The organism is Bradyrhizobium sp. B124, from assembly GCF_038967635.1.
Lineage (GTDB): Bacteria > Pseudomonadota > Alphaproteobacteria > Rhizobiales > Xanthobacteraceae > Bradyrhizobium.
In genome coordinates, this window is sequence record NZ_CP152413.1 from 804,663 (window position 1) to 826,602 (window position 21,940).

General features: G+C 64.0%; 17 protein-coding genes. 10 read left to right on the top strand and 7 right to left on the bottom strand.

Features of this window, described 5'->3' with window-relative positions:
* Positions 1-125 precede the first annotated feature (125 nt).
* On the top strand, positions 126-1,943 hold the full coding sequence (locus tag AAFG13_RS03715) for a carbamoyltransferase C-terminal domain-containing protein (protein ID WP_342711158.1): 1,818 nt from the start codon (positions 126-128) through the stop codon (positions 1,941-1,943).
* Positions 1,944-1,983: 40 nt separating this feature from the next.
* Here AAFG13_RS03715 and AAFG13_RS03720 read toward each other — a convergent pair whose 3' ends face one another.
* From AAFG13_RS03720 to AAFG13_RS03730, 3 genes are all read right to left on the bottom strand, one after another.
* Complete coding sequence (locus AAFG13_RS03720) at positions 1,984-3,450, bottom strand: SagB family peptide dehydrogenase (protein WP_342711159.1); 1,467 nt, start codon at positions 3,448-3,450, stop codon at positions 1,984-1,986.
* 12 nt (positions 3,451-3,462) lie between these two features.
* Positions 3,463-5,715, bottom strand: coding sequence for a TOMM precursor leader peptide-binding protein (locus AAFG13_RS03725; protein WP_342711160.1), 2,253 nt, complete (start codon positions 5,713-5,715; stop codon positions 3,463-3,465).
* Between the two features lie 184 nt (positions 5,716-5,899).
* Positions 5,900-6,307, bottom strand: a complete 408-nt coding sequence (locus AAFG13_RS03730; RefSeq protein ID WP_342711161.1) for a hypothetical protein — start codon at positions 6,305-6,307, stop codon at positions 5,900-5,902.
* A gap of 263 nt (positions 6,308-6,570) precedes the next feature.
* Between AAFG13_RS03730 and AAFG13_RS03735 the strand changes: the two genes are divergently transcribed.
* On the top strand, positions 6,571-7,461 hold the full coding sequence (locus AAFG13_RS03735) for a VOC family protein (RefSeq protein WP_342711162.1): 891 nt from the start codon (positions 6,571-6,573) through the stop codon (positions 7,459-7,461).
* 9 nt (positions 7,462-7,470) lie between these two features.
* Here the strand turns inward: AAFG13_RS03735 and AAFG13_RS03740 are convergent, their stop codons facing one another.
* Positions 7,471-8,634 (bottom strand): OpgC domain-containing protein, encoded by a 1,164-nt coding sequence (locus tag AAFG13_RS03740; RefSeq protein WP_212317317.1) that lies wholly within the window; start codon positions 8,632-8,634, stop codon positions 7,471-7,473.
* Positions 8,635-8,875: 241 nt separating this feature from the next.
* Here AAFG13_RS03740 and AAFG13_RS03745 point away from each other — a divergent pair, with 241 nt between their 5' ends.
* Positions 8,876-9,181: an ETC complex I subunit gene (locus AAFG13_RS03745; RefSeq protein ID WP_212317315.1), complete on the top strand. Its 306-nt coding sequence runs from the start codon at positions 8,876-8,878 to the stop codon at positions 9,179-9,181.
* A 142-nt stretch (positions 9,182-9,323) separates the two neighbouring features.
* On the opposite strand, the gene AAFG13_RS03750 is transcribed toward AAFG13_RS03745, so the two are convergent.
* Together AAFG13_RS03750 and AAFG13_RS03755 are read right to left on the bottom strand one after the other, a co-directional pair.
* Positions 9,324-9,821 carry an Lrp/AsnC family transcriptional regulator gene (locus AAFG13_RS03750; RefSeq protein WP_176531184.1) on the bottom strand — a complete coding sequence of 166 codons (498 nt, stop codon included), beginning with the start codon at positions 9,819-9,821 and terminating at the stop codon, positions 9,324-9,326.
* 2 nt (positions 9,822-9,823) lie between these two features.
* A complete protein-coding gene (locus AAFG13_RS03755) occupies positions 9,824-10,477 on the bottom strand; it encodes a TetR/AcrR family transcriptional regulator (RefSeq protein WP_176531185.1) in 654 nt (217 codons plus the stop codon).
* 192 nt (positions 10,478-10,669) lie between these two features.
* Here AAFG13_RS03755 and AAFG13_RS03760 point away from each other — a divergent pair, with 192 nt between their 5' ends.
* The 4 genes from AAFG13_RS03760 to AAFG13_RS03775 all read left to right on the top strand — a co-directional run bounded on the left by AAFG13_RS03760 (position 10,670) and on the right by AAFG13_RS03775 (position 16,469).
* Positions 10,670-11,842, top strand: a complete 1,173-nt coding sequence (locus AAFG13_RS03760) for an isovaleryl-CoA dehydrogenase (protein WP_212317311.1) — start codon at positions 10,670-10,672, stop codon at positions 11,840-11,842.
* 87 nt (positions 11,843-11,929) lie between these two features.
* Positions 11,930-13,534 carry a carboxyl transferase domain-containing protein gene (locus AAFG13_RS03765; protein WP_342711163.1) on the top strand — a complete coding sequence of 535 codons (1,605 nt, stop codon included), beginning with the start codon at positions 11,930-11,932 and terminating at the stop codon, positions 13,532-13,534.
* Positions 13,535-13,548: 14 nt separating this feature from the next.
* The gene (locus tag AAFG13_RS03770) at positions 13,549-15,558 is read left to right on the top strand and encodes an acetyl/propionyl/methylcrotonyl-CoA carboxylase subunit alpha (RefSeq protein WP_342711164.1); all 2,010 of its coding nucleotides are present in this window, start codon (positions 13,549-13,551) and stop codon (positions 15,556-15,558) included.
* The gene (locus tag AAFG13_RS03775; RefSeq protein WP_342711165.1) at positions 15,555-16,469 is read left to right on the top strand and encodes a hydroxymethylglutaryl-CoA lyase; all 915 of its coding nucleotides are present in this window, start codon (positions 15,555-15,557) and stop codon (positions 16,467-16,469) included. The genes AAFG13_RS03770 and AAFG13_RS03775 overlap by 4 nt, the downstream gene beginning before the upstream one ends.
* Positions 16,470-16,650: 181 nt before the next feature.
* Here the strand turns inward: AAFG13_RS03775 and AAFG13_RS03780 are convergent, their stop codons facing one another.
* A complete protein-coding gene (locus tag AAFG13_RS03780) occupies positions 16,651-16,848 on the bottom strand; it encodes a hypothetical protein (protein ID WP_249131508.1) in 198 nt (65 codons plus the stop codon).
* A gap of 138 nt (positions 16,849-16,986) precedes the next feature.
* On the opposite strand from AAFG13_RS03780, the gene AAFG13_RS03785 reads away from it, so the two are divergent.
* The 3 genes from AAFG13_RS03785 to AAFG13_RS03795 all read left to right on the top strand — a co-directional run bounded on the left by AAFG13_RS03785 (position 16,987) and on the right by AAFG13_RS03795 (position 21,930).
* Positions 16,987-18,267, top strand: a complete 1,281-nt coding sequence (locus AAFG13_RS03785) for a diguanylate cyclase (RefSeq protein ID WP_342711166.1) — start codon at positions 16,987-16,989, stop codon at positions 18,265-18,267.
* A 1,115-nt stretch (positions 18,268-19,382) separates the two neighbouring features.
* Positions 19,383-21,107: a dihydroxy-acid dehydratase gene (gene ilvD, locus AAFG13_RS03790; RefSeq protein ID WP_173643437.1), complete on the top strand. Its 1,725-nt coding sequence runs from the start codon at positions 19,383-19,385 to the stop codon at positions 21,105-21,107.
* Positions 21,094-21,930 (top strand): tetratricopeptide repeat protein, encoded by an 837-nt coding sequence (locus AAFG13_RS03795; RefSeq protein WP_342711167.1) that lies wholly within the window; start codon positions 21,094-21,096, stop codon positions 21,928-21,930. The genes ilvD and AAFG13_RS03795 overlap by 14 nt, the downstream gene beginning before the upstream one ends.
* The last annotated feature ends 10 nt before the right edge of the window (positions 21,931-21,940 follow it).

The window sequence follows — 21,940 nt, forward strand, 5'->3', positions numbered from 1 at the left end:
TGCGCCGATGTGATTTGTGCATCGCAGAAGCAGAGATTTGCGAGCCGCGGAAAATGCCGCCGAGAACTTGAAGTCGACACGATCATGTTCTCTGAGCGTTCCAGAATCCTCCCCGAAGAGTGCCCATGCCGAAACAACACACCTACGTCCTTGGTCTCAACGTCTACGACCATGACGTGAGCGCCTGCCTGCTGCGTGACGGCGCGATCGCCTATGCGATTTCCAAGGAGCGCATCACCCGCGAGAAGCACGCCTCCGGCTTCTACAAGGAAGTCATCGACTACTGCCTGTCCGCCGAGGGCATCACGCTCGACGACGTCGATCTCGTGGTGAGCAACAGCTACATCCTGCCGGTGCCCGAGATGGAGGAGCGGATGCTCCATCAGGACATGCCGGGCTTCCTGCCGATCGCCGAGCGCAACGAGGCGATCAAGCACCCGCTGTTTCGCGCGAAGTCCGACAAGGTGGTGTCGATCTCGCATCACCTCGCGCATGCCTATAGCGCGTTCGCGGTGTCGCCGTTTAGGGACGGCGTCGTGATGATCGTCGACGGCGTCGGCAACTACCAGGCCGACGCGATGGAAACCTATCCGTCGGATGGGACCTCGCCGCTGGCCCGCGAGTCCGAGAGTTATTACAGGTTCGACGATACCAAGCTCGAATGCCTGAAGAAGGTCTTTATGGAGCCGGCGCGCGGTCTCTTGTCGGACGAGTTCTACAACATGCCGGGTCTCGGCGCGCTGTACAGCCGGGTCTCGACCTATGTGTTCGGCGACTGGAACAAGTGCGGCGAGCTGATGGGGCTTGCGCCCTATGGCCGCCACGAGCAGGTCGGCCATCTGCTCGAGATGAAGGACGGCAGGCTGCACGTGCCGTTCTGGGGCGCCGAGAACCAGCAGCCCTTCGTGCTCGACAGCGGCAGCTGGGACAAGAGCCCGACGATGCGGCACTGGGAGGACATCGCCTGGCGGGTGCAGGACGACACCGAGAACGTGCTGCTGGCGCGGGCGCGCTGGCTGCGCGAGACCACCGGTGCGAAGAACCTCTGCATCGCCGGCGGCGTCGCACTGAACTGCGTGGCCAACGGGCGCATCGCGCGCGAGGCCGGCTTCGAGAATGTCTGGATCCAGCCCGCCGCCGGCGACGACGGCATCGCCATCGGCTGCGCCTATTACGGCTGGCTCGAGATTCTGAAGCAGCGCCGCGCCTTCGTGATGGAGCACGCCTATGTCGGCCGGCGCTACAGCGACGCCGAGGTCGCGGCCGCGCTGCAAAGCTTCCTGGTGCGCATCCAGGTCGACGCCAAGCGCAGCGACAATATCTGCCGCGACACCGCCAAGCTGCTCGCCGACCAGCGCGTGATCGGCTGGTTTCAGGGCCGCTCAGAATTCGGTCCCCGCGCGCTCGGCAACCGCAGCCTGATTGCCGATCCGCGCAAGGCCGAGATGAAGGACATCCTCAACAGCCGCGTCAAGCACCGGCAGGCCTTCCGCCCGTTCGCGCCGATCGTGCTGGCCGAGCGGATGACGGAGATCTTCGAGGGCGAGGAGGACTCGCCCTACATGCTGATCGCCAAGCCGGTGCGCCCCGAATGGCGCGACAAGATCCCGGCGATCGTGCATGTCGATGGCTCGGCGCGGGTGCAGAGCGTGCGGGAGGAAACCAACCCGGTGCTCTATCGCCTGCTGAAGGAGTTCGAGGCGCTGACCGGTGTGCCGGTGCTGATCAACACCTCGTTCAACGTCAAGGGCGAGCCGATCATCGAGACGCCGCAGGATGCGGTGAGCTGCTTCCTTACCACCGGGATCGACAACCTCGTGCTGCACGACACGCTGGTGTCGAAGACCAAAATGCACAAGGTCGTCACGCCCGTGATGACGACGTTCGGCGACGTCGCCACCATCGTCTCCTCGACCACGCAGGACGGCAGCCGCGGCGGCTGATCACGGTCCTCCAGGCGAGCTTGTCGCGGCTGATCGCGGGCTATCGGGCAGGGGGCGGTTCCATGCCGCGCCCCAGCCCGAACTGGCCGACCGGCCCCTCGACGTGAATGTCGAGCCCGGTCATCTTCGCGAACAGATCGATATTGGCGGTGCCGATCGCACAGCCGCCGAGGCCCAAATCCGTCGCCACCAGGTACAGCGTCTGGGTCAGGACGCCGACATCCTTCAGGACGAGCGCATAAGCGATTGCGCTGTACTTCCAGGAGATCCGGCCAAAACGCGCGGCGATGGTGATCAGGATCTGCGGTGGAGACGGCGCGTCCATGGCAAATCCCGCGCTTTGCAACATGGCCTCGAAGTGTTGCGGGCGAACGTCGATGGCTGCCAACGCATGCGCATCGGCGTCGTAGTGGTAGAAACCTGGCGTCAGGCCGTCGCAATTCGCGACGGCCAGATAGAGCTCAAGCTCGTAGGCGCTGCCCGCTGCCGGATACGGCCTGCTGGTGTATTCGATATCGGGACCATCATCGGCAAACTCCAGCTGCCCGCTCCATTTCGCCCGGACCCGCGCGACGCTGTTCAGGAACGTCGAAAGTTCAGCCAACGTGATGGGCTTGTGATTGTCGAAATCGCGAGTCGAATGCCTGTCATGCAGCAGTTGTTCCAGCGGCGAGGCGATGCGGTCGGATTCCGGCAGCCTGATGCGCTTACCGGGCCAGGCAGGTCGGATCGCGGGGAGCGGCGCAATCAGGCCGGTGTGCGGATAGAGGCCACCCAGCGGATTAGCCTGTCGGCCTTCCGTGCTGCGGGCATGGAACAGCAAGTCGTGAAAATCCCAGAGCACGAGGCCGTCATCGCCTTCCGCTTTTCGCAGCGTATCGCGTTGTGCCGCGTCGACCTCGATCAGGATTTGGCAGTCCAGCAGCAGCGCAAGCAATGCAGGGCCCGGATAGCCATCCAGACGCCGGATGCGGCTGATCTTCTGAGGAGTGGCAAGGATGGTCAGCAGGGCCGCAATCCGCGCATCATGGATCCTCAACAGTGCGCCGGCCCGCGGTGATTCCAAAATCATCTCGGTGCCGCGCCGCCGAAGATAGGCGAAGCGTGACAGCACGATTGTTGCCGCATCGTCGAGCTTTGGCGTTCGCGGCCAGTAATCGGGGGTCTGCGGCTCGATCGTGACGAGAGGATTGGCGTCGCCCGTGCGCGCCAGGCGATATTCCAGCAGGCCGCGGTGTGCCAATTGCCGCACCAGGCGCTCGACCTCTCGCTCGACCGCATCGCCGTCAGGGCGAGGGAGTGGCAGGCCTGCCCGCAGTTCGAGGGCGCGTTCCGCTGCGGCTGTGCTGAACGTTCCCAGAGGCTCCGAATAGCCTTCGACATGGGCCGCTATACTCCCGTCAGGTTGCGCTTCGAGCGCGACGAGCGGGTTGAGCCGAGCGAAGACAACCGGCGGCGTGGTGCGTGACGATTTCTTTTTCTCGTACATTTTGCTGGGCGCGCGCACGCCGGTATCACCTCAAGTGTGCGGGAGAAATGGCGTCAACTCGCTTTCCAGCGACGGCCGATCGCGCAATCCGAGCTTGACGGGCACATCATAGAGCCGCCCCGGCGCGAAGCGGCGATAGAAATGGCGCATCCCGGGAACGATGACCCGGACCACCGGAACCTCGACGTCCGGTCGCGTCTGGTCGAGAATCAGGAAGTCGAGACCCGCGCGGGCCGCGATATCAACGCAGGCATCCACCTGTGCACGGGTGTTGTCGAGCGGCACGTCCGTCGCGGCGGCCGGCGGGATGACGGGATTGGCACTTGGAATCAGGAACGGATATTCGTCGAGCCGCAGCGGATTGACGCCATCGAGGCTCGGCTTCTCGCCGCTGCCACCACCCATCAGACCGATGGAGAGGAACTGATTCAACTCGGTCAACGACCGCAGTAGCGCGATACGCGGATCGAAGTGAGCGCCCGAGCCAAACTCGATGTTTTCCTGACCGTTCTGCATCCAGTGCACGATCGCGACATAGGTCGGGACGCCGAGATCGCTGGTGATATCCAGCACCCAGAGCCGCCGGCCCGATTCCTCGAGTTGGGTCTTCAGATCGCGGACGTAGGAATCGCCGAACTGGTCCAGATCGACCGCAGCGCGTTGCGACCGGTTGTACCACCAGATCGCATAGGCGTCGCGCTCCATCAATTCGAGGAAGCCCTGCACGATGGCTTCTTCGCGGGTATTGCCGGCAGCGCAGCCGTTGGAATCAGCGGCGAAGGCCGCCGGACCCTGATAGAAGAAATACAGCAGGCTGGTCGGAATCTGCCTGAACCGCTTGTCGCGCAACGACCAGACGGGTGACCATTCGATTTTCGCGGACGGATCAAACGGCTCGGGGGCGGGCTGCGTGTGGTGTGAGTCGTTGGGATTCGGCACGGCGCTGCCGCGGTACTGCTCGTCGCTGAAGAGCAGGATGTCGTTGGGACGGATTGCGTCGCCAGGGGGGAAGTCGGCGAAGCGTTTTCGGGCCCGGATCTCATCACCCTGGAAAATTCCCGAATATCGCTCGATTGCTTCCATCAGCGCGCTGGCCTCGCCTTGCTCGGCCGTGCTGCCCTTGCCGAAACTGCCGCCGCTCAGCCCGGCGCGAAGCTGATCCACGTTCTGCGCCGGCGCGGAGAAGTTATGTTGGGCATAGAAATTGGTGTTCATCGGCAGATCGACTTCGATCCGCTCCAGCCGCGTCACCACACCGGTGAGGGGGCTGACATGCTTCTTGAACCGCGCTACCGTGGTGCGGGACGAGACGGTGCGATAGCCGCCGCTGGTCATGACCAGCTTGGCGCCGGGTCCCAATTCGACCGGTTGTGGTGACCGCCGCGGGTTTTGCAGTTTCTTGTTGCCGCAGGTTGGGCATTGCGGGCGGGCTGCCACGTAGTGCTTTGCAATGGTCGAGCCCAGCAGGTCGAGACTGACGATGTGATTGCGCAGATCGGTGCGGAAGCCGCTCGCGATAGCCTTGGCGACTTCAATCGCCGCAAAGTGGATGGCGCTCTGTCCAACGGTGTGCTGTGCGAGCGCAGAAACCGCGACCCGCCGCGCCGCGCCGCGATCAAGGAAGCCCTTGACCTCGCGGTTGCGGATCATCCGGTCGTACAGGCAGGTCCAGCACGCGGTCTCGCCCGGGCTGAACATGGGGCCGACCAGGGGAAATACCCCGGAGGGCTGCACCAGCAACCAGGCTGATCCGTCGGACACGCGCTGCAGGTTGCGTTCGGCGAGCCGCCGATCGAGATAGTCGTTCACCAACGTAACCGTAAGGTCGGGCGATGTCTTGACGACGCGGACGCCCAGCCCCTGTAGTGCCTTGCTCAATTCGGCCGCGCCCTTGACGTCGATCGTCTCAAGTCGAACGCGGCAGTTGTGAAGGTTTTGTTCGGCTATCGCGTCAGGAAGGCCCAGGCTCGCCCAAAGTCCCGCCGCGGCGGTGCCGGGACCTGGCGATTTCGCGATCACATAGCGGCGGTCGAGCAGTCGCTTGATAGCTTCATTGATCTTGTCGGACGGAAACTTTCGCCCGAGCTTGTCCGTGAGCTTGGCGACGCTGCATCCATTTGCACCGATTGCCGACGCCAGCGTGCAATAGAGCTCGCCATGGAGAAAGAACTTTCGATCTTCGGAATAGAGGCAGACAACATCCGGAGGCAGCGCGTAGGCCGTGAAATTCGGTGCGAACTGCAGAACGTCGTTGTTGGCGCGCTGGGTGGATTTGCCTGGCAAAGAATCGTTCCTGTGCAGCTTGTGGGTCGATCATTGAAGCGGGCAAGGCGCCGGCCTCGACACCTCCGCGCCGTTGCCCGAAGCGAGCCGCGCAACGATACGGACACAATACAAATTTGGCCGGGTCGACGTGTGTCGGACCCGGCCATGACGGTCGATGTGTGTCAACGCGATGCTGTTTCGACTAGCAGATGCGGCAGGCGCCCCACGACAGACAGCAGCCGCCACCGCAACCAGCGCAGCCACCGCAGCGGCAGGCACGGCAGCCGCGGCAACCACGACAGCCGCGGCAACCTCGGCAGCCGCCGCATCCGCGCCACGCCACCTGGACGCCGGCTCCGATGTCTTCCTTGTCGAACAGGTGGAACGTCGCCAGGCTGACGTCGGCGATTTCTTCTTCGCCGAGTGTGATGGCTTGCGTCGGTCCGTACTTCTGAATCGGCGGCCCGTCTGCTGCTGGAACTGCGGATGCGGACGCACCCCCGACCAGCGAGAAAGTCAATCCGGCTGCACCCAAAGCGGGCACAGCGGCCTTGGTCATACGCTTGCTCGTCACACGCTTGGTCTTGGGGGCTTGCTTCACTCGCGGCATGCTCGCATCCTCCATTCTTGACGTGTTGTCGAATTCAACTCTCGCGCAGTTGTACAAATTGTCGCAGCCGCATGCAAGGCGCGCTGCGCGCACACTCTCGCGAGGCGCTAGCGTGCATCAAGTGCTGTCGTTCATCTTCGTTCTCGGGTTCATCTTGATGAACGCGATTATTGGCCGGCCCTGTCGCTCAGGCGCGATCGTTGACGATGTGGGAATTTGCATGCTGCACTGCGGTTGTCCCGACGCCGAAGCGAGGGATCGGCATGGCTGATGATGGTGCGGGCTTCGCTTGGTATGAGCTGCTGACCACGGACGTGGGAGGAGCGAGTGCCTTTTACGGCAGCGTCCTCGGCTGGGTGACGAAGGATGCGTCGACACCCGGGATTTCTTACAAATTGTTCATGTCGGGGGAGCTTACCCGAAGCGGTCTGATGGAGTTGCCGGAAGAGGGCATACGCCAGGGCGCAACCCCGCGATGGATTGGTTATGTCGGTGTTGACGACGTGGATCTTGCCGTTCGCCGAATGCTAGAACGTGGTGGCGCCGTCTACGTGCCACCGACCGGCACCAATATCGGCCGTATCTCGATCGTCGCCGACCCGCAGCGGGCGACGTTCGGGTTGCTTAGCGGATCAAGGATCGCTCGGCCCGCGGTTGAAGGCCTCGATGCCCCTGGACGGGTCGGCTGGCATGAACTGCTGGCTGCCGATTGGCGGAAGGCCTTTGGTTTCTACAGCGAGGTTTTTGGCTGGCGACAGGCCGACAGCGACGTCGCTGGCGCCGAGTCCTACCAACTGTTCTCTGCTGGTGGGCAGACCATCGGTGGAATCTTCAACAAGCGTCCGCTCGAACCGATCGCGTTCTGGCTTTACTATTTCAACGTCGACGACGTCGACGCCGCCATCGTGCGAGTCAGGGCCGGTGGCGGACGGGTCTACGAGGGGCCGCTGGAGCTGCCGAACGGCAGTTGGATCGTTCGCTGCCTTGACCCGCAGGGCGCCACGTTTGCCCTGGAGGGAGCGCGCAGCTCCGATAGCATCGCGAAGGCGCCGCCGGCCGAGTATCGCTGGACCACCACCTGGGATGGGTTCACTTCAAAGGGCAGGTGGCGAAGCGGCCAGCCGGGTGGCAAAGGGCGGCGGCCGGGCAAATGACGCGCTTTGTCACCCAGCCTTTGCCGGCGCCGCCGGCTTCTGCGCCGGCGGCTTGATCGGCTTGTCCTGCCGCTTCGACCACGAGATGTAATAGGCCACGATCGTCATGATCGCGATGCCGGAGATGCTGACGAAGATCTGCGCGAACAGCGAGCCCGAGCTCATCGAGAGCTCGAAATGTCCGACAAAGGACAGGAACACACCGACGCAGAACACCGCGAGCGACTGCTGGCCGCAGACGATCAGGGGATCGAACACCTTCCACTCCAGCGCCGACCAGTCCTTCGGGACGAAGCGGATCACCAGCACCGTGATCACCACGAAGTGCAGGAAGCGATACGGCGCGAGGTTGGTCTTGTCGTTCGGATTGAAGGTCGAATACAGCCAGTCCGGGAACATCGCGCCGAAGTCCGGGAAGCGGCCGGCCATCGTCATGATCAGGGCGAAGATCAGATAGGCGACGCAGAACCACAGCGTGTAGCGCGAATTGATGATGTGCATGTTCGCGCGCGCGCCGCCCATCGCGCACCACGAGCCGAATACGAACAGCACCTGCCAGGCGAACGGATTGAAGTACCAGGTCCCTGCCGGGTAGGCGGGCAGGTTCCAGCCCATGTGCCGCGACACCAGCCACAGCGCGAGCGAGGCCAGCATGGTCCAGTTCGGCTGCCGCAGCATGAACCACAGCACAGGCGGGAACAGGCCCATCAGCACGATGTAGAGCGGCAGCACGTCGAGATTGACCGGCTTGAACTTCAGGAACAGGCCCTGGCGCAGCGTCTCGGTGGCGTTGTCGACGAGACCCGCGACATTGAACTCGTTGATGATCTCGGAATCGCCGAAGCGCAGCGCCAGATAGCTGATCGAGGCGATGTAGATCACGAACAGGATGATGTGGGCGACATAGAGCTGCCAGACCCGCTTGGTCAGCCTTGTGGCGCCGACGATGAAGCCCCGCTCCAGCATCATGCGGGCATAGACGAAGGATGCGGTGTAGCCGGAGATGAAGACGAACAGGTCCGCGGCATCGCTGAAGCCGTAATTCCGGGTCGTGATCCAGTTCACGATATTGTCGGGGATGTGATCGAGATAGATCGCCCAGTTCGCGATCCCGCGGAACAGGTCGAGCCGGAGGTCACGTCCTTTGTCGGGCAGGTGAGCGTGGATTTCCATGGGGCGCCGCTTCCTCGAGATGATGCCGTCGAGAAGGCCGCGCCGCGGGCCCAAGAGGCTCCAAACGGAAGCCCCCGAGGCCAGATTGTCACAGCGCGGTAGAATGACTATACCGGTCCGGCGAAGGCTCCCTCCGAGATCGAGGAATCACCGATCAGATCGTTGAACGGTGTCTCTATACTATCCCGGCGGTTTCCTTCAAATCGCTTCCATATCGCACATCCCACGGGGCCGACCATCCATGACCGCACGCATTTTTAAGCCCGCCAAAAACGCGATGCAATCGGGACGTGCCAAGACCAAAGAGTGGCAACTGGACTACGAGCCGGAGCAGCCGCGCACCGTGGAGCCCTTGATGGGCTGGACCTCGTCCACCGACATGAAGCAGCAGCTCGCGCTGCAGTTCGAGACCAAGGAGGAGGCGGTCGCCTATTGCGAGCGCAAGGGCATCGCCTACCAGGTGATCGAGCCGAAGGATTCGGCGCACCGCCAGATCGCTTATGCCGACAATTTCGCGTTCCGCCGCTGGGAGCCGTGGACGCATTAGGCCATACCGCTTCAAAACGAGTTCAATTCCGTCATGGCCGGGGTTGTCCCGGCCATCCACGTCTTTGCTGCCTGAATGAAGAAAAGGCGTGGATGCCCGGCACGAGGCCCGGCATGACGAGTCTGGCGGAAGGGGCTCCGGGTCAGCCCGCAGGGCTTGGCGCGGCGAGGGCGCCCGGGATCGGCAGCGGCGCATCCTTGGAGACGCCGAGCACCGGAAAACTTCGAATTTTACGCACGTTGGGCAGGCCGGCGAACTGCAGCAGCTGCTGACGCATGTCGTCGACGCTGGGTGCGACGCATCTCAGCATAAAATCGGCATCGCCCGAGATCCGCCAGCATTGCAGGAAGCGCGGCACGGCGGCGACCGCCGCCTCGAACGCCTCGATCGCAACCAGGTTCTGGCTGTCGAGCTGGATCAGGACGAAGGTCGTCACCTCGTAGCCCAACAGCCGCTCGTCGAGCGTGGCGCGGATCGCCTGCACCACACCGCGGCTGCGCAAGGCGCGGACCCGGCGCAGGCAGGGCGGCGCGGTGATGCCGACGCGCTCCGCGAGCTCGTTGATCCTGATCCGGCCGTCCCGCTGCAATTCCGACAGGATACGCAAATCGATGTCATCGAGCTGTGGGCGCTCCGTCACAGTCACGAGCCCGCTACCGCAGTCCGCGGGCTCTTGCTGCCGCTGCCGACCCGACCGAGCGCAGCCTGCGGTGCGACGCCCGACAGCACCAGCTTCTCATGCGCCGCGATGATGGCGTCGCGGGTCAGCCGGCCGCCGGGGCGGTACCAGGTGCAAAGACCGGTCAGCAGCGCGATGATGGCGAAGGTCGCGACCTGGATATCGCCGACCTCGAACACGCCGTCCGAGACCCCCTCGGTGAGAATCTGCGCCAGCCGCTGCTCATAGGCGCCGCGCAACGCCACCACGACGTCGTAGTTCTTGGCATCGAGGCTGCGCAGTTCGGAATTGGCGATGAAGACCTCGCGCTTGCGGGTCATGTGATAGCTGACGTGGAAGGCGACGAAGGCGCGCAGCTGCTCGACCGGATCGGCCTTGCCCTCCAGCGCGAGGTCGAGCTCGCGCAGCAAATCGTTGATATGCTCCTGCACCAGATCGAACAGCAGGTCCTGCTTGGTTGAGATATGGTTGTAGAGTGAGCCGGCCTGGATGCCGACCTCGGCGGCGAGCTGGCGCAGGCTCATCGCCTCGTAGCCGCGCTCGAAGATCAGGCGCACGCCGGCCTTGCGGATCGCCTCCAGCGTCGTGGGGCCATGTGAGCCGATCGTGCGTGCCATCAGGGCCTCGGAGGGATGTTGGCTTGTCAGGGAGTGCCGGAAACAAGCAAACGACCGTATGTTTATCGCATGAAATCCCAGTCAATTCAACGAACTGCGGATTTCATGCGCAAACCATAGCACAGTCGCTTGCGAAGCAAAGAAAAAAACGTATGATCGTTTAATTGCAAGATGAATCTCATGGGAGGGATCATGGCCTCGAACCGGGCGGCAATCTTCAATTTCGACCTTGGCGAGACCGCGGATGCGATCCGCGAGACGGTGCATGATTTCTCGACCAACGAGATCGCGCCGCGCGCCGCCGAGATCGATCGCTCCAACACCTTTCCGCGCGACCTCTGGCCGAAAATCGGCGCGCTCGGCCTGCACGGCATCACGGTCGAGGAGGAGTACGGCGGATCCGGCCTCGGCTATCTCGAACACTGCATCGCGGTCGAGGAGATCTCGCGCGCGTCGGCTTCGGTCGGGCTGGCTTACGGCGCGCATTCCAACCTCTGCGTCAACCAGATCCGCCGCAATGGCAACGAGGCGCAGAAGCGCAAGTATCTGCCCAAGCTGATCTCCGGCGAGCATGTCGGATCGCTGGCGATGTCGGAGCCGTCCGCCGGCTCCGACGTGGTCTCGATGAAGACCCGCGCCGAGAAGAAGGGCGACCGCTTCGTGCTCAACGGCAGCAAGATGTGGATCACCAACGGCCCCCATGCCGAGACGCTGGTGGTCTATGCCAGGACCGATGCCAATGCCGGCCCGCGCGGCATCACCGCCTTCATCATCGAAAAAGGCATGAAGGGCTTCTCCACCGCGCAGAAGCTCGACAAGCTCGGCATGCGCGGCTCCGACACCTGCGAGCTGGTGTTCGAGGATTGCGAGGTGCCGGAGGAGAACGTGCTGAGTGAGGTCGGCCGCGGCGTCAACGTCTTGATGTCCGGTCTCGACTATGAGCGCGCGGTGCTGGCGGCGGGACCGATCGGCATCATGCAGGCCTGCATGGACGTCGTGCTTCCTTACGTCCACGAGCGCCAGCAGTTCGGCGAGCCGATCGGCTCGTTCCAGCTGGTGCAGGGCAAGATCGCCGACATGTACACCACGATGAACGCCTCGCGCGCCTATGTGTACGCCGTGGCGAAGGCCTGCGACCGCGGCGAGACCACGCGCGAGGACGCCGCCGGCGCGATCCTCTATGCCGCCGAGAAGGCCACCCAATGCGCGCTGGATGCGATCCAGCTGCTCGGCGGCAACGGCTACATCAACGACTATCCGACCGGCCGGCTGCTGCGCGATGCCAAGCTCTACGAGATCGGCGCCGGCACCAGCGAGATCCGCCGCATGCTGATCGGCCGCGAGCTGTTCGCCAAGACGGCCTGAGCTGTGCACCGGCCGTCGTGCCTCCGGCGCGGCGGCTCGCTTTCCAAAAAAATCCTGTCGGCCACTCCAGCGAAACGTGCAACACCGATGCCGCTTCATTCGACGATCGATCCCACATCCTCTGAATTCGCCCGCAACGCCGATGTGATGCGCAGCCTGGTCGCGGAGCTCCGGGACAAGCTCAAGCAGGTTGCCGGCGGCGGGGGCGAGACCTCGCGCAAGCGGCACACCTCGCGCGGCAAGATGCTGGCGCGCGATCGCGTCGATCTGCTGGTCGATCCCGGCACCGCATTCCTCGAGCTGTCGCCGCTCGCCGCCAACGGGCTCTACGGCGGTGACGTCCATTCGGCCAGCGTCATCACCGGCGTCGGACGCATCGCGGGACGCGAATGCATCATCGTCGCCAACGACGCCACCATCAAGGGCGGCACCTACTACCCGCTGACGGTGAAGAAGCATCTGCGCGCGCAGGACATCGCGCGGCAGAACAATCTGCCCTGCGTCTACATGGTGGATTCCGGCGGCGCCTTCCTGCCGCTGCAGGACGAGATCTTTCCCGACGAGCGGCATTTCGGCCGCATCTTCTACAATCAGGCGCAGATGTCGTCGCAGGGCATCCCGCAGATCGCCATCGTGATGGGCTCCTGTACCGCGGGCGGCGCCTATGTGCCTGCGATGTCGGACGAGAGCATCATCGTGCGCAACCAGGGCACGATCTTCCTCGGCGGACCGCCGCTGGTGAAGGCCGCGACCGGCGAGGTCGTCACCGCTGAAGAGCTCGGCGGCGCCGACGTCCACTCCCGGCAGTCGGGTGTGACCGATCACTACGCGCAGAACGATGCGCACGCGATCGGGATCGCGCGGCGCATCGTCGGCACGCTGAAGCAGCCGGCGAAGGCGCCGCTCAACATGAAGGCGCCGCAGGAGCCGCTGTTTCCCGCCGAGGAGATCTACGGCGTGGTCTCCGCCGACGGCCGCAAGCCGTTCGACGTGCATGACATCATCGCGCGGATCGTCGACGGCTCCGAATTCGACGAGTTCAAGAAGCTGTACGGCACCACGCTGATCTGCGGCTTCGCCCATATCTGGGGCTATCCGGTCGGCATCATCGCCAACAACGGCATCCTGTTCAGCGAGAGCTCGCTGAAGGGCGCGCATTTCATCGAGCTGTGCTGCCAGCGCGGCATTCCCCTGGTGTTCCTGCAGAACATCACCGGCTTCATGGTCGGCAAGAAGTACGAGGCCGGCGGCATCGCGCGCGACGGCGCCAAGCTGGTGACCGCGGTTGCGACCGCCGGCGTGCCGAAATTCACCGTCGTGATCGGCGGCTCCTACGGCGCCGGCAATTACGGCATGTGCGGCCGCGCCTACAGCCCGCGCTTCCTCTGGCTGTGGCCGAACGCCCGCATCTCGGTGATGGGCGGTGAGCAGGCCTCGATGGTGCTGAGCCAGGTGCGGCGCGACGGCATCGAAGCCAAGGGCGAGAGCTGGTCGGCGGAAGAGGAAGACAAATTCCGCGAGCCGATCCGCGCGCAATACGAGAAGCAGGGCAATCCCTATTACGCGACGGCGCGGCTCTGGGACGACGGCGTGATCGATCCCGCCGATACCCGCCTGGTGCTCGGGCTCGGCCTGTCGGCCGCGGCCAATGCGCCGATCGAGCCGACGAAGTTCGGCCTGTTCAGGATGTGACCCAGGATCTGACCATGGACCGCTCAAAACTCTACCGGCGCTTCCGCACGCTTCTGATCGCCAACCGCGGCGAGATCGCCTGCCGCGTCATCCGCTCGGCGCGCGCGATGGGGTTGCGCACCGTCGCGGTCTATTCCGAGGCCGATCGCGACGCGATGCATGTCGCGCTTGCCGACGAGGCGGTACTGCTCGGGCCGGCACGGGCGCGCGACAGCTATCTCAACACCGAGCACGTCATCGCAGCCGCTCGCGCGATCGGCGCGGAAGCGGTGCATCCCGGCTACGGCTTCCTGTCGGAGAACGCCGAATTCGCACAAGCCTGCCTTGATGCTGGCCTGGTGTTCGTCGGTCCGACCGCGGCGATGATGACCGCGATGGGCTCGAAATCCGGCTCGAAGGCGTTGATGGAGAAGGCCGGCGTGCCGTTGGTGCCCGGCTATCACGGCGAGGCGCAGGACGAGGCGATCCTGGCGGAGGCCGCCAACCGGATCGGCTTCCCGGTGCTGGTGAAAGCGTCGGCCGGCGGCGGCGGCCGCGGCATGCGCGTGGTCAATTCGGCGGGCGAGCTGTCGGCCGCGATCACAAGCGCCAAGCGCGAAGCCAAGGCGGCGTTCGGCGACGACCGCATGCTGATCGAGAAATACGTGCAGAACCCGCGCCACATCGAGGTGCAGATCATCGGCGACAGCCACGGCAATCTGCTTTCGCTGTGGGAGCGCGAATGCACGCTGCAACGCCGGCACCAGAAGGTGATCGAGGAGGCGCCGTCGCCCACGCTCAACGCCGCGCAGCGCGAGACCGTCTGCGAGGCCGCCCGCAAGGCGGCCGGCGCGGTCAATTATGTCGGCGCCGGCACCATCGAGTTCGTCTCCGACGGCAAGGATGTGTTCTTCATCGAGATGAACACGCGTTTGCAGGTCGAACATCCCGTCACCGAGCTGATCACCGGCGTCGATCTGGTCGAGTGGCAGCTGCGCGTTGCCTTCGGCGAGGCGCTGCCGCTGAAGCAGGACGAGATCAAGCTCAATGGCCACGCCATCGAGGCGCGCGTCTACGCGGAAAATCCGCAGAAGAACTTCATGCCTTCGGTCGGCCGCATCAAGACCTGGTGCACGCCGCCGGAAGGCGACGGCCTGCGCATCGACGCCGGCTATCGCAGCGGCGATAACGTCTCGCCGTACTACGACGCGATGCTTGCCAAGGTGATCGCCTGGGCGCCGACGCGCGAGGGCGCGATCGAGAAGCTCAATCGCGGGCTGGAACAAACCGACGTCCGCGGCATCGTCACCAACATCCCGTTCCTGTCGGCGCTGGTGACGCATCCGGACGTCAGGGCCAATGCGATCGATACCGGCTTCATCGAGCGCGAGCTGAAGAACCTGACATCAGGCACAGGCGCGGCCGGCGAGTTCGAGCTCTGCGCAGCGGTGGCAGCGATCGTGCAGGATGAACAGAAGGCCGCGCGAAGCGAGGCAAACTCGCCCTGGCAGGCGTTCGGCTGGATGCCGGTCGGCCGCCGCCAGCGGGTGTTTTCATTCCGGCAGGGCCACGAGGCCGCCCAGACCGTCACGCTGTACTATGGCAACGGACCATCGACGCTATTCGTCAGCGGGCGCGAGGTCGCCTTCGCGATCTCGTCAGCCGGCGATGATGGCTTCGACCTGACGCTCAGGGGGGTGAAGTCGCGCGTCGCATCGGTGATCGAGGGCCACGAGCTTTACCTGCGCACCCGCAACGGCCGTTTCGACCTGCACTGGGTTGATCCGTTCGGCGGCGAGAGCGAGGAGCAGGTCGGTGAGGACAAAATCGTGGCGCCTTTGCCGGGCACCGTGGTCGCGCTGCTGGCCGAGGAGGGCGCGACGCTGGAGAAGGGCGCGCCGATCCTCACCCTCGAAGTGATGAAGATGGAACAGACCCTGCGCGCGCCCTATGCCGGCGTGTTGAAGAAGCTCAAATGCAAGGTCGGCGACATCGTCGGCGAGGGCGTCGAGCTTGCTGAAGTCGAGCCCGCGGCCGCGTCATGAGCGATCAGATCCACATCGTCGAGATGGGACCGCGCGACGGCCTGCAGAACGAGAAGACGCCGGTCAGCGTCGAGGCGCGTATCGCCTTCGTCGAGGCACTGGTGGCGGCGGGGCTTAAAACCGTCGAGGTCGGCGCCTTCGTATCGCCCAGGGCGATCCCGCAGATGGCGAGCTCCGACCAGGTGCTGCACGGCGTCAGCCACATCAAGGACGCCGAATTCCACGTGCTGGTGCCGAACGAGAAGGGCTATGACGCCGCGCGCGCGGCCGGTGCGCAGGTCGTCTCGGTGTTCGCTGCGGCCTCCGAGGGCTTTTCGCGCGCCAACATCAATTGCTCGATCGCGGAGTCGATCGAGCGCTTCAAGCCGGTGCTGGCGCGCGCCAAGGCCGATGGCGTCAAGGTGCGCGGCTATATCTCCTGCGTGCTCGGTTGTCCGTTCGACGGCGAGATCAAGCCGAAGGCGGTCGCCGACCTCGCGATGACGCTGTGGGATCTCGGCTGCTACGAGATCTCGCTCGGCGACACCATCGGTGTCGGCACGCCGCTGAAGGCCAAGGAGATGCTGCGTGCGGTCGGCGCCGAGCTCCCGGTCGGCAACCTCGCGATGCACTTCCATGACACCTATGGTCAGGCGCTCGCCAATCTCTATGCCGGCATGGAGGAGGGCGTGCGCGTCATCGATGCCGCCGCCGGCGGCCTCGGCGGCTGCCCCTATGCGCCCGGCGCCACCGGCAACGTCGCGACCGAGGATGTCGTCTACATGCTCGAGGGCATGGGCGTGAAAACCGGTATCGATATGGAGAAGCTGCTGGCCACGACGAACGAGGTCGCCGGTTTGCTCGGCCATCCGCCGGTCAGCCGCGTCGCTTCGGCGCTGAACGCGAAACGCAAGCGGCTGAGCGGATCGTAGTTCTCCACCGCACGGGTTCCAGGAACCGCAAGCTGGAACCCGTTGTGCAGCGCACGCCGCCTTCGTTCATCCGCTCTGGGTCAAAACCCCTCGAAAGCGTTCATGGCTTGGTGACTCAAACATGCTGAGGTGAGGGGGCTCGCAATTGCTCCAGGTGCGTCTCGCCATGTCCGGACAGGTGTCAGCTTCCCGCGGCCGAACGTTTTTGGCCGGAAAGATCGTTTTCAATTTCGGTCGGTCGGCCTTCGATTGCACGGTCCGGCAGCTCACCGATACCGGAGCGACCGTGGAACTCGAAAGCGTCGTTGGCATTCCCGACCAGGTCCAACTGTTGATCGTCGGCACCAATCAGGTGAGGCCATGCAAGCGGCTGTGGCAATCGGACCGCCAGCTCGGCCTGGTGTTTGAGGCGCAGCAGGCGAATGCTGCGGCACCCGCGCCTGCCGCTGCCGTGCCTGCCGCTCCTGCGCCATCAGCCATTCCGGAGCGGCGCAGCGGCGACATTCTGCGCGGGCACATGCTGGCGCTGCGCGCAGCGCTCGATCATATCCCGGTCGGCATCCTGCTCTTGGACGCGCAGCTGAAAGCCCTGTTCATCAACCGCGCGTTCCGGAACATGTGGCAGCTTCCGGACGCGGTGGCCGACCGCAATCCCAGCTTCACCGATCTGATGCATCACGGATGCAAGACCATGGCCTATGAGCTGCCGGCTGAGCAGCTTAAAGCCTATGTTGCCGAACGCGTGCGCCTCGTGAGCGCCGGGGATGCAAATCCGATCGATCTCAGGCGCAGCAGTGGCGATGTGGTTCGGTGTCAGTGCACGCCGCTGCCCGACGGCGGTCGGATGGTGAGCTACACGCCCGTGACCGACATCGTGCGCGCGTCGGACAAGTTGAAGGTGCTGACCGGCGCCCTCGAGAACGTGGAGGACGGCGTCGTCCTGCTCGATCGCGATCTCAATGTGATTTTCCTCAACCGGAGAATGCGGGAATTCTGGGAGGTGAGTGAGGAGGAGATTGCGCGGCATCCGGCATACGTCACGCTTCTCACGCGCGGCCGCCGGGCAGTCCCAAGCGGCTCGACCCCGGAGCAAATCAAAGCCTTTCCGGCGAAGCGGATCGCGGAGATCAAGGCGGGCGATCACAAGCGCGACGTCCAGACGCCTGATGGCCGCAACATCAGGATCCATTGCTCAACGATGGCAAACGGCGGCCGGATGCTGACCTTTGTCGACGTGACCGATCTCGTTGGTAATGCGCGACAGCTCGAGGTGCTCGCGACCACCGATCCGCTCACCGGACTGTTCAACCGCAGGCAGTTCCTGACGACGCTGGACGCGGAGTGGAGCCGGTTCCAGCGCTACTATCGCTCCGTCTCCGTGTTGATGGTCGATATCGACTACTTCAAGAGCATCAATGACCGGCTCGGTCATGCGGCCGGCGACGAGGCCATCAAGGCCGTTGCCGAGATCTGCATTCGCGGTAAACGCAAGTCCGACGTCGTCGGACGTGTCGGAGGCGAGGAGTTCGCGGTTCTGCTGCCGGAAACGACATTGTCGCGCGCCCGGACCGTCGCCGAGCGCATTCGCAAGAGGGCGGAAGGGTTGGCATTGGCGGCGGATGGTCATCCGGTGCGACTGACAGTGAGCATCGGCGTTGCCGAGGCCCTTACCAGCATGCCCGGGATAGACGCGCTGATGAAGGCCGCCGATGCCGCGCTCTACCAGGCCAAGGAGCACGGCCGGAATCGCGTCGAGTGCTGGGTGCCTCCGGCGCCACCGAAGCTGGCGGCCGAGTAGATTGCGGGATGGGTCCTTCGTCATTTCCGGGCTCGTGCTTCGCACGCCCTCAGGTGCGCAATTGCGCATCGGGAAATGACGGAAGGAGGTGCGACAAAACAACCCGACGGGCAACTCACTCAAAATGCGTCAAGCCCGCGCGACGAAAAGATTTCGGTTTACCGGAAGGCCAACTCAGTGTTATGAAATCGCCGTCTCACCCGATCGAGGGGCGCTTCGCGATCGTCACGAACGCGGTGTGGGATGCGGTGGACGCCGAGCGTGTGACTGACGAGAGCACGCGAAGCGGACGGTGAAGTCGTGTGGTCCTGACGCCCTAACGGCAGGTGTCTTTTCACAATACGCGAGCGCGTCTTGTGAAGGCGGTGACAAGCAAGCCCAGTCTCGCCGGGGAGAGCACGAAGTAAGCCGTAACCCATCGCGCAGGGAAAGCCGGATTGCTCCGGTTACACCTGTGGTCCTACCCCCGAGCTTTCTACCTTTTGCTCGGGGCCCATGGGTGCGATCGGCACCCGGCTTTCCCTGCGCCCTCTGCGCAAGAGAGGGCGGAACGAACAGCAAAGCTCGGGCGCTTCATGTCGCGAGAATGCGAAGCCGTGTCCCCACTCACAACTGTCATCGCCCGGCTCGACCGGGCGATCCAGTACGCCGCGGCCTCTCCGCTTAAGCACGAGCGTCTCTGGAATACTGGATCACCCGCATGCGCGGGTGATGACACCGAGAACTTGGCTGTTTGACATCATGAATCGAAAACCATCCTCATCGTCGTCCCGGCTTTCCCAGCGCCCCCTGTTGAAGGAGAGGGCAACGACCAATCCACAACTCGGACGAGTTCCGTCGCGAGGCAACAACTCCACGGCTATCTGGTCAGGTACGTGTCAGGTTCCCATAAGGACCGATAATACATGGTTGCCCGGGAGCCACGATTGTTGCGTCGTCGCAACAGTGAATCGACATTTAACCCTAAACACAGCCAGTCCGTAGTCGCGCCGCTTTTTAGCCACACCCTGACATGAAAGGATATTCACCTAGCTGGATAGCCAGCGCTCGCGATGACGGGACTTTTGATCGGTTCCGGCGTTGTTGGAGGAAACAGCGCTGGGAACAGGGTCGCGATGGACGCCAAGACGAACATCAAGGGCAGGCTGCCGAGCCGTCACGTGACGGAAGGGCCCCAGCGCGCACCGCATCGGTCCTATCTCTATGCGATGGGGCTGACGACAACCCAGATTCATCAACCCTTTGTCGGCGTTGCTTCATGTTGGAATGAAGCTGCCCCCTGCAACATCTCGCTGATGCGCCAGGCGCAGGCGGTGAAGAAGGGCGTGGCGTCCGCCGGCGGCACGCCGCGCGAGTTCTGCACCATCACCGTGACCGACGGCATCGCGATGGGCCATGACGGCATGCGCTCGTCGCTGCCGTCGCGGGAATGCATCGCCGATTCGGTCGAGCTGACCGTCCGCGGTCACTCCTATGATGCGCTGGTTGGGCTCGCCGGCTGCGACAAGTCGCTGCCGGGCATGATGATGGCGATGGTCCGGCTCAACGTGCCCTCGATCTTCATCTATGGCGGCTCGATTTTGCCCGGCAACTTCCGCGGGCAGCCGGTGACCGTGCAGGACATGTTCGAGGCGGTCGGCAAGCACTCGGTCGGCGCCATGTCGGACGAGGACCTCGACGAGATCGAGCGGGTGGCGTGCCCGTCGGCCGGCGCCTGCGGCGCCCAGTTCACCGCCAACACCATGGCGACCGTCTCCGAGGCGATCGGCCTCGCGCTGCCGTATTCGGCCGGGGCTCCGGCGCCTTACGAGATCCGCGACGCCTTCTGCTCTGCCGCCGGCGAGAAGGTGATGGAGCTGATCGAGAAAAACATCCGGCCCCGCGACATCGTCACCCGGGAAGCCCTTGAAAATGCTGCGGCCGTGGTTGCAGCCTCAGGTGGTTCGACCAATGCTGCGCTGCACCTGCCGGCGATTGCCCATGAGTGCGGCATCAAATTCAATTTGTTCGACGTTGCCGAAATCTTCAAAAAGACTCCTTACGTCGCGGATTTGAAGCCGGGCGGCCGTTATGTTGCCAAAGACATGTTTGAAGTTGGTGGCATTCCGCTGCTGATGAAAACGCTGCTCGACAATGGCCACCTGCACGGGAATTGCCTGACCGTCACTGGCCGAACGATCGCCGAAAACCTCAAAAGCGTGAAATGGAATCCGCACCAGGACGTGGTGCGGCCCGCCGACAATCCGATCACCGTGACAGGTGGCGTTGTCGGGCTGAAGGGTAATCTCGCTCCGGAGGGTGCGATCGTGAAGGTCGCGGGAATGTCCAACCTGAAGTTTACCGGTCCGGCCCGGTGCTTCGACCGCGAGGAAGACGCCTTCGAGGCGGTGCAGAAGCGCACCTACAAGGAAGGCGAAGTGATTGTGATCCGCTACGAGGGGCCGAAGGGCGGTCCCGGGATGCGGGAGATGCTGGCGACCACGGCGGCGCTGACCGGGCAGGGGATGGGCGGCAAGATTGCCCTGATCACCGATGGCCGGTTCTCCGGCGCCACCCGTGGCTTCTGCATCGGACATATTGGACCTGAAGCGGCCGTCGGTGGGCCGATCGGGTTGTTGCAAGACGGCGACATCATCGAGATCGATGCGGTCGCCGGCACCCTTAACGTAAATTTGAGCGACGCCGAACTCGCAAATCGTAAGACCAAATGGGCCCCTCGCGCGACGAACCATACATCTGGTGCGCTGTGGAAGTACGCCGAGCAAGTGGGGCCGGCGGTGGATGGCGCAGTCACCCATCCGGGTGGCGCGTACGAGAAACAGTGTTATGCGGACGTTTAAGCGTGCGATATTTGCGTTTGCGTTAGGGGCCATTCCGGTGGCGGGCCCCGGATTCGGATTCGACGGCGCCCCGGTCAACCCCCAGGATACCGTTCTTCCGGTGGTCGCTCCGCAGCCCGGCACGGCCGGTGCCCTGAAGCGGGCCGCCACGCCGGTTGCGCCTGCGGCGACCTCGCCGACCTCCTCCTTCAGCACGCTGCAGTACCAGGCCGAGGGCGGTCACCCCGTGGCGCAGTGGAAACTTGGCAAGATGTACGCCGAGGGCGACGGCGTCATCCAGGACGACATGCGCGCCTTCGAGTATTTCAGCCGGATTGCCAATGCGCATGCCGAGGACTCGCCGTCGGCGCCGCAGGCTTCGATCGTGGCCAACGCCTTCGTGGCGCTCGGCCGCTATTATCTGAGCGGCATTCCCAATTCCAAGGTGAAGGCGGACACCGAACGGGCGCGGGAGATGTTCTCCTATGCCGCGTCCTATTTCGGCAATGCCGATGCCCAGTACGACCTTGCCCGGCTTTACCTGAAGACGCCGGACGCCTCGCGGGACGACTTCCGCTATGGCGCGCGCTGGCTCGGGCTTGCCGCCCAGAAGGGCCAGCATCAGGCGCAGGCGCTGCTTGGCCAGATGCTGTTCAACGGCGACCGGCTGCCGCCGCAGCGGGCACGTGGCCTGATGTGGCTGACCCTGGCGCGTGACAGCGCCACGCCCGACGAGGCCTGGATCAAGGAAAGCTACAACCGGGCGATCACCAAGGCGTCCGAAGACGACCGCGCGATGGCGCTGCAGATGCTCGAGCACTGGGTGCAGGGTCGTCGCGATTAGAGGCCGCCGG

Excerpts from the sequence above, each read along its gene's own strand:
- AAFG13_RS03745 (WP_212317315.1), top strand. The coding sequence starts at position 8,876 with ATGACCGCACGCATTTTTAAGCCCGCCAAAAACGCGATGCAATCGGGA.
- AAFG13_RS03765 (WP_342711163.1), top strand. The coding sequence starts at position 11,930 with ATGCCGCTTCATTCGACGATCGATCCCACATCCTCTGAATTCGCCCGC.
- ilvD (WP_173643437.1), top strand. The coding sequence starts at position 19,383 with ATGGACGCCAAGACGAACATCAAGGGCAGGCTGCCGAGCCGTCACGTG.
- AAFG13_RS03760 (WP_212317311.1), top strand. The coding sequence starts at position 10,670 with ATGGCCTCGAACCGGGCGGCAATCTTCAATTTCGACCTTGGCGAGACC.
- AAFG13_RS03715 (WP_342711158.1), top strand. The coding sequence starts at position 126 with ATGCCGAAACAACACACCTACGTCCTTGGTCTCAACGTCTACGACCAT.
- AAFG13_RS03735 (WP_342711162.1), top strand. The coding sequence starts at position 6,571 with ATGGCTGATGATGGTGCGGGCTTCGCTTGGTATGAGCTGCTGACCACG.
- AAFG13_RS03770 (WP_342711164.1), top strand. The coding sequence starts at position 13,549 with ATGGACCGCTCAAAACTCTACCGGCGCTTCCGCACGCTTCTGATCGCC.
- AAFG13_RS03740 (WP_212317317.1), bottom strand. The coding sequence starts at position 8,634 with ATGGAAATCCACGCTCACCTGCCCGACAAAGGACGTGACCTCCGGCTC.
- AAFG13_RS03775 (WP_342711165.1), top strand. The coding sequence starts at position 15,555 with ATGAGCGATCAGATCCACATCGTCGAGATGGGACCGCGCGACGGCCTG.
- AAFG13_RS03755 (WP_176531185.1), bottom strand. The coding sequence starts at position 10,477 with ATGGCACGCACGATCGGCTCACATGGCCCCACGACGCTGGAGGCGATC.
- AAFG13_RS03730 (WP_342711161.1), bottom strand. The coding sequence starts at position 6,307 with ATGCCGCGAGTGAAGCAAGCCCCCAAGACCAAGCGTGTGACGAGCAAG.
- AAFG13_RS03795 (WP_342711167.1), top strand. The coding sequence starts at position 21,094 with ATGCGGACGTTTAAGCGTGCGATATTTGCGTTTGCGTTAGGGGCCATT.
- AAFG13_RS03785 (WP_342711166.1), top strand. The coding sequence starts at position 16,987 with ATGCTGGCGCTGCGCGCAGCGCTCGATCATATCCCGGTCGGCATCCTG.